The 7,273-nt window shown below is 37.8% G+C and carries 10 protein-coding genes; all 10 read left to right on the plus strand.

Annotated features, from left to right (window positions below):
• Nucleotides 1-83: 83 nt before the first annotated feature.
• The 10 genes from PGS38_RS02125 to PGS38_RS02170 all read left to right on the plus strand — a co-directional run bounded on the left by PGS38_RS02125 (nt 84) and on the right by PGS38_RS02170 (nt 7,232).
• Entirely contained in the window at nt 84-998 is a 915-nt protein-coding gene (locus tag PGS38_RS02125) for an ATP-binding cassette domain-containing protein (RefSeq protein ID WP_022621470.1), read from the plus strand.
• The gene (locus PGS38_RS02130) at nt 991-1,818 is read left to right on the plus strand and encodes an ABC transporter permease (RefSeq protein WP_117719196.1); all 828 of its coding nucleotides are present in this window, start codon (nt 991-993) and stop codon (nt 1,816-1,818) included. Before PGS38_RS02125 ends, PGS38_RS02130 begins: the two co-directional genes overlap by 8 nt.
• Nucleotides 1,819-1,829: 11 nt before the next feature.
• Nucleotides 1,830-2,720: a sensor histidine kinase gene (locus PGS38_RS02135; RefSeq protein ID WP_117719197.1), complete on the plus strand. Its 891-nt coding sequence runs from the start codon at nt 1,830-1,832 to the stop codon at nt 2,718-2,720.
• A gap of 71 nt (nt 2,721-2,791) precedes the next feature.
• Nucleotides 2,792-4,186 carry an FtsK/SpoIIIE domain-containing protein gene (locus PGS38_RS02140; RefSeq protein ID WP_118640435.1) on the plus strand — a complete coding sequence of 465 codons (1,395 nt, stop codon included), beginning with the start codon at nt 2,792-2,794 and terminating at the stop codon, nt 4,184-4,186.
• Between the two features lie 182 nt (nt 4,187-4,368).
• The gene (gene mobT / locus PGS38_RS02145) at nt 4,369-5,565 is read left to right on the plus strand and encodes a MobT family relaxase (RefSeq protein WP_003062030.1); all 1,197 of its coding nucleotides are present in this window, start codon (nt 4,369-4,371) and stop codon (nt 5,563-5,565) included.
• Nucleotides 5,566-5,578: 13 nt separating this feature from the next.
• Nucleotides 5,579-5,713 (plus strand): DUF3789 domain-containing protein, encoded by a 135-nt coding sequence (locus PGS38_RS02150; protein ID WP_003061156.1) that lies wholly within the window; start codon nt 5,579-5,581, stop codon nt 5,711-5,713.
• A 1-nt stretch (nt 5,714) separates the two neighbouring features.
• The gene (locus tag PGS38_RS02155) at nt 5,715-5,936 is read left to right on the plus strand and encodes a hypothetical protein (RefSeq protein WP_003060793.1); all 222 of its coding nucleotides are present in this window, start codon (nt 5,715-5,717) and stop codon (nt 5,934-5,936) included.
• 67 nt (nt 5,937-6,003) lie between these two features.
• Nucleotides 6,004-6,423: a nuclear transport factor 2 family protein gene (locus PGS38_RS02160; RefSeq protein ID WP_003060053.1), complete on the plus strand. Its 420-nt coding sequence runs from the start codon at nt 6,004-6,006 to the stop codon at nt 6,421-6,423.
• Between the two features lie 90 nt (nt 6,424-6,513).
• Nucleotides 6,514-6,810 carry a hypothetical protein gene (locus PGS38_RS02165; RefSeq protein ID WP_008687105.1) on the plus strand — a complete coding sequence of 99 codons (297 nt, stop codon included), beginning with the start codon at nt 6,514-6,516 and terminating at the stop codon, nt 6,808-6,810.
• On the plus strand, nt 6,729-7,232 hold the full coding sequence (locus tag PGS38_RS02170) for an antirestriction protein ArdA (RefSeq protein ID WP_118640436.1): 504 nt from the start codon (nt 6,729-6,731) through the stop codon (nt 7,230-7,232). The genes PGS38_RS02165 and PGS38_RS02170 overlap by 82 nt, the downstream gene beginning before the upstream one ends.
• Nucleotides 7,233-7,273 lie beyond the last annotated feature (41 nt).

Raw genomic sequence — 7,273 nt, forward strand, 5'->3', positions numbered from 1 at the left:
ACTGTTTCTTTACTGTTTTCTTTACCGTTTTCTTTACTCTTACAAGATAGAATAACTATATCAGAAAACAGGAGGTAAAAATCATGGAATATGTTCTTAAAACAAATTCTTTATGTAAGAACTACGGGCATTTTAAAGCACTCAACGGCTTATCAATGAATGTGCCTAAAGGTTCGATTTATGGTCTTATCGGCAAAAACGGAGCAGGCAAAACAACTCTTATACGGTTGATATGTGGTTTACAAGAGCCTACATCTGGCGACTATGTTCTTTATGGCAAAAAGCACATAGATAAAGACATTACAAAATCTCGTCGCAGAATGGGAGCAATCGTAGAAACACCGTCAATTTATGTTGATTTAACAGCGTATGAAAATTTAAAGGAGCAATACAAAGTATTAGGTATTCCCTCTGATGATGGAATTTCCGAAATATTAAAATTAGTTGGTCTTGAAAATACGGGAAATAAAAAAGCAAAAAATTTTTCTCTTGGTATGCGTCAAAGACTAGGTATTGCGGTTGCTCTTGCAGGTTCGCCAGATTTTCTCGTTCTTGATGAGCCAGTCAATGGACTTGACCCACAAGGAATTATAGAAATTAGGGAATTGATCTTGAAGCTCAATCAAGAACATGGAATTACCGTTTTGATTTCTAGTCATATATTAGACGAGCTATCAAAACTGGCAACATACTATGGCTTTATTGACAATGGTAAAATGATAAAACAGATTAGCTCTATTGAATTGGAAAGTAAATGCCGAAAATGTACTCATTTAAAAGTATCAAGCACAAAAACCCTTGCTTATGTTTTAGACACTATGAACATTGAATATAAAATACTTTCTAATACAGAAGCGGATATTTTTGAAAAAGTTAATATTTCAAAATTAACGACAGAATTATCCAAAAAAGATTGTGAAGTTATTTCGATACATGAACATGATGAAAGTTTAGAAAGTTATTTTGTTAGCTTGGTAGGGGGTGCAAGACATGAATAAATTATTATCTGCTAATTTCTTTCGATTAAGGAAAAATAAATGTTTTTGGGGTTCATTAGCTTTTATGTTTGTGATTGGAATAGCTAGCCCACTATTGAGATATAGGGATATGAAACAGTCTGGATATATCAATAATCTTGACAATGGATTTTTCATGTGTGCATTGTTCATAGGAATTATTCTTGCTGTATTTTGTAGTCTTTTTATCGGTACAGAACATAATGACGGGACAATCAGAAACAAAATTATCGTAGGACAGAAAAGAGAAACTATTTATTTATCAAATATGGTAACTTGTTCTATTATTGCAATTACAATGTGTATTGTGTTTTTTGTTCCGTATCTCAGCGTTGGAATTCCTTTACTTGGATTTTTTGTTGCTGATATGAAAATGATTGTAATGATAGGAGTAACTGTCTTGGTTTTATCAGTTACATTTGCTTCTCTTTTTACACTTGTAGCAATGCTCTCTCAAAATAAAGCTATTATTGCAGTAGCTTGTATTCTATTTTCATTTGGGCTTTTGTTTGCTGGTGCAATATGTAATAGAATGTTGGACGCTCCAAAAACTATTCCAGCTTATTCGATAGGAGAAAATGGAGAAAACACAGCTCAAGAAATGGAAAATCCAAAATATTTAGACGGAACAAAACGAGAAATTGTGCAATTCATTTATGATGTAAATCCAGGCGGTCAAGCAATTCAATGTTCAACAATGCAAGTTGTTAATTTAACACGATTGCCTATATATTCCTTAGTAATCGTTATACTTACAACTGGTGCAGGTGTTTGGATTTTCAAGAAAAAAGATTTAAAGTAAAGGAGTGAAAAATTATGCTATGGTTATGGCTTTTCATAAGTGGACTGATTTTAGTGATTGTCTTGTTACTTATCAAGATACATTTATTACGAAAATCTGCAAAAGAAATAGAATGTTCATTCGCTGAAAAGCTCATAACCGATAGTAATACTCTGATTGATATTTCAAGCAACGATAAATATATGTGTCATTTAGCAAATGAAATAAATATCCAGCTACGAAAGCTCCGAGCTGAACGCAGAAAATTTCAAAAAGGCGATATAGAATTAAAAAATGCTGTTACAAATGTTTCTCACGATTTACGCACACCGCTAACCGCAATATATGGCTATTTGGATTTACTTGAACAAGAAGAAAAAAGTGAAAAAGTGAATAGATATATTGCTGTCATAAAAAATCGTACAGAAATGCTAAAACAACTAACAGAAGAATTATTTCGTTATTCTGTGATTTTAACTTCAGAAGAAGATTTAAAAATTGAACCTATTACTATTAACAATGTATTAGAGGAAAGTATCGCTTCATTCTATACAATTTTAAAAGAAAAGCAAATTTCTCCTAAGATTATCATTCCACAGAAAAAGATAGTTCGTAATCTTGACCGTTCTGCAATATCAAGAATATTTGCAAATTTATTGAATAATGTGGTCAAGTACAGTAATGGTGATTTAGAAGTTACATTATTTGAAAATGGAGAAATTCATTTTATAAACCATGCTTCAAATTTGACTGAAATAGAAGTTGGAAAATTATTTGACCGATTTTATACAGTTAATAATGCTAGAAATTCAACTGGACTGGGATTGTCTATTTCAAAAGCATTAGTTGAAAAGATGAATGGTACAATTTCAGCCGAGTATAATAATGAAATGCTTAATATTTGCATTGTGTTTGATTTGTGAAAATAACTTTTTATAGCAGTTAGTCTTTGGATTGACTGCTTTTTTCGTACCCAGAAAGGAGTGATTGATTTATGCGTAAGATTTGGAACAAAGGACACCGTATCAGAGCCAGCGACAAGCACCTTGTCTATCACTTTTCCATAGGAACGCTTCTGTTTGTATTTGTAGCGGTTCTTTTGCTACTGAATATCAAACAGCTCATGCGTACCGATTGGGAGCATTTCAGCTTGTTTGAGAATGGCTTGACGCTTTCCCCTTGCAACTTCATAACCATACTGATAGCGACTGGTGTTTGTGCATTGGTCGCTTTTCTGTATTACCGCTTCTGTTATGACAGTTTCAAGAAGCTCCTGCACCGTCAAAAGCTGGCAAGAATGATACTGGAAAATAAGTGGTATGAAGCCGATACCATACAAGACAGCGGTTTTTTTACTGACCTGCAAAGCAGATCAAGGGAAAAAATCGTCTGGTTTCCGAAGATTTATTATCAAATGGAAAAAGGCTTGCTTCATATCCGCTGTGAAATTACGCTGGGGAAATATCAAGACCAGCTTTTACGGTTAGAGGATAAATTGGAAAGTGGCTTGTATTGTGAGCTGACCGACAAGACCCTGCATGACGGATATATCGAATATACCCTGCTTTATGATATGATAGCGAACCGCATTACCATTGATGAAGTACGGGCAGAAAACGGCAGTCTTAGACTGATGAAAAATCTTGTCTGGGAATATGACGCACTCCCACACGCTCTGATTGCTGGTGGGACTGGTGGCGGTAAAACCTATTTTCTGCTGACGCTCATTGAAGCCTTACTGCATACCAACGCTGTCCTTTATATCTTAGACCCGAAGAACGGTGACCTTGCAGACTTGGGGACAGTTATGGGAAATGTGTATCACACTAAAGAAGAAATGATAGATTGCGTCCATGCCTTTTATGAGGGCATGGTACAGCGAAGCGAGGAAATGAAGCGACACCCTAACTATAAGACGGGCGAAAACTACGCCTATCTGGGACTGCCACCCTGTTTTCTTATCTTTGATGAATATGTAGCATTTTTTGAAATGCTGGGGGCGAAAGAAAGCGTGAGCCTGCTTAGCCAGTTAAAGAAAATTGTCATGCTGGGACGGCAGGCTGGATATTTCCTTATCGTTGCCTGCCAGCGTCCAGACGCAAAGTATTTCTCGGACGGTATCCGAGATAACTTCAATTTCCGTGTGGGATTGGGGCGTATCAGCGAATTAGGTTACGGTATGCTGTTTGGTTCAGATGTGAAAAAGCAGTTTTTTCAGAAGCGTATCAAGGGGCGTGGCTACTGTGATGTGGGAACAAGCGTGATAAGCGAATTTTACACGCCTTTAGTCCCGAAAGGACATGATTTTTTGCAGACTATCGGCTCTCTTGCACAAGCAAGGCAGGACGGGACGGCGACGTGCGAAGCGAAAGGCGACGGCACGGACTAGCCGTTGCTGGTGTGGCGAAGCCACGCCAGCAGGTAAAACCCCTCGGTATCTAACAGAGGGGTACGTTTGCAAATAGACAATAGACAAAAAACATAGGAAACATAAGGCTTCTGGCATGGTTTTCTAGCAAAAATCGGCTGTGAAGTCGCCTTAAAAAACTTCACACTTTACAGATTGGGGGTATGGTTCTGAATGAAGAACAACGGATAAAAGAATTACGGGAGAAACGGATTGCTTACGGTATCTCACAAGGCAGGCTGGCGGTGGCTTCTGGTATCACAAGGGAATATTTCAACAAGATAGAAAGTGGAAAAATGAAGCCGTCAAAGGAACTTCTGGAAACTCTGCATAAGGAACTGGCAAGGTTCAATCCAGAAGTACCGCTTACCATGCTGTTTGATTATGTGAAAATTCGTTTTCCCACGCTGGATATACAGCACATCATCAAAGATATATTAAAACTGAATATCAATTATATGCTCCATGAAGATTACGGACATTACAGTTATACGGAGCATTATTCTTTAGGGGACATCTTTATCTATACGTCGGCTGACGAAGAAAAAGGTGTCCTTTTAGAGTTAAAGGGGCGTGGTTGCCGACAGTTTGAAAGTTACCTGCTGGCACAACAAAGAAGTTGGTATGACTTTCTCATGGACGCACTCATAGACGGTGGCGTGATGAAGCGTATCGACCTTGCTATCAACGACCATACGGGTATTTTGGATATTCCAGAGCTTGCGGAAAAATGCAGGAAACGGGAATATATCGGAAAGTCCAGAAGTTATAAGTTTTATCAGTCGGGCGAGCTTATCAAGCATAGAGAGGACGACAGAGAATATATGGGACGCACCCTTTATCTTGGTTCGCTAAAATCAGATGTGTATTTCTGTATCTATGAAAAGGACTATGAGCAGTACGTCAAGTTAGGGACACCGCTGGAAGAAGCCGACATTATCAACCGTTTTGAGATACGGCTTAGAAATGAACGTGCCTATTATGCAGTACGAGATTTGCTGACCTATTATGACGCAGAGCAGACTGCCTTTTCTATCATCAACCAGTATGTGCGGTTTGTTGATGAAGAAGCAGACAAGCGAAAAAATGACTGGAAACTCAATGACCGCTGGGCGTGGTTTATCGGCGATAACAGACAGAGCTTGAAGCTGACGACAAAGCCAGAGCCTTACACCTTAGACCGTACATTGCGGTGGGTACAACGGCAGGTAGCACCGACCTTGAAAATGCTGAAAAGGATTGATAAGGGAAACGGAACAGACTACATGAAAACTATCGAACAGCAGGCAAAGCTCACAGAAAAGCATGAAATGATAATCAAACAGCAGACGACCCCTGCAAAAGATTTAGTAGAAAGTTAGGAGTGATGAAAAAATGTGGGAATTATTGAAAGACTTCCTGCTGGTATCTGTTGGAACGGGTATCGGCGTAGCCTTGATGTGTATTTTAAGTGTTGGCAAAGGAGCTGACTATGAAATGAAGAAATTAAAAGAAAGCGAGGACAAATAACATGAATTTCGGGCAAAATTTGTATCAATGGTTTTTAAGCAACGCACAGAGCTTAGTGCTTATGTCGATTGTGGTTATCGGTATCTACTTAGGGTTCAAGCGTGAGTTTTCAAAACTTATCGGTTTCTTGGTAGTTGCCTTGATTGCTGTCGGCTTGGTATTCAATGCTGGCGGTGTGAAAGATGTACTGTTAGAGCTGTTCAATAAGATTATCGGTGCATAAAATTTTATTGTGTGGCTGATGTATGGGTGCTATAATGTGAAAAAAGAAGTAATCGAGGTGTTCTATTTTGAATGAGAGAGAAAAAATTATTCGTTTATGGTTTGATATGTGGTTGAAACAGCAAGACTTAGGAATAGATAAAATTTTTACAGAAGATGTTGTTTATACGGAAAGCTGGTGTCCTAAATATGAAAATCTTAAAACAGTAAAACATTGGTTTAATGAATGGAATACTCGTGGTAAAGTCATTATTTGGGATATTAAACAGTTCTTTCATAAAGAAAATCAAACTGTCGTAGAATGGTATTTTAAAAATGAAATGAATACGGGAAGCGTTGAAGAATTTGACGGTATTTCCTTAATTGAATGGACAGAAGATAACAAAATCAAATCATTAAAAGAATATGGTTGCAATCTGAATAACTATAATCCATATCAACACAGCGATAACCCTCAATTTAGAGATGAAAAAACAAACTGGTTTTAAAACTTAATCAAATTATATCCATATACATAAAGCAGTTAGTCTTAGGATTGACTGCTTTTTTCTTACCTAAAATCAGATTGGAGTGATGAAATGAGCGATATTTTTAAGGATATGCAGGCAAACGTCGGCTGTGATTATATTTCTAACCTGCCCTCTTACAAGCGTAAAGTGTGGCATGAAATGAAGCGATTACCGCTTACGAATTATGATATAAAACAGTTAGAAGATTTTTCAAAGTATGTGTTTGGTATGTCGTACCAGAGCTTAAAAGATGTGATGAAGCAACAGAAAGGACGTGAGGAACAATGCAGGAAACAAGGGTGCTGGTGGAAACGAGAGGAACAACTGGCGAAGAAACAATATCATACTGGTTCGACCTGCCGATAGATGTTGCCGAGTTTGAAGAAAAGTTAGGTATCGGTGCAGAAAGTGGGGATTATCGTATTATCGAAAAGGTGTTGCCTTATGCTGATGAAGTCCACGAACACACCAGCGTGTACCAGCTCAACGAATTAGATTTTATGTACCGCCAGCTTTCAAGTGATATGCAGGAAGAATATGTATCACTACTTACGGTGTTTGAGAATTTAGAAGCACTTTATATTTGCAGGAACGTGATTACGGTTTATCCCGACTGCAAAAGCATGATAGATGTTGCAAGGCAAAAGCTGATGAACGACCCGACGTTCAAACATCTGTCCGACGACTGTCAAGAATACTACTTTGACTTTGAAGCCTATGCTTCTCACTTGCAGGAACACGGGGAATTTTTAGTAACGGAACACGGTATCTTTGAATTGCCAGAGTAGGAAATGAGGTGACAAACTATAAACAGTCAAGAGAATTTTGA

Source organism: Fusicatenibacter saccharivorans, assembly GCF_027667425.1.
GTDB classification, from domain to species: domain Bacteria; phylum Bacillota; class Clostridia; order Lachnospirales; family Lachnospiraceae; genus Fusicatenibacter; species Fusicatenibacter saccharivorans.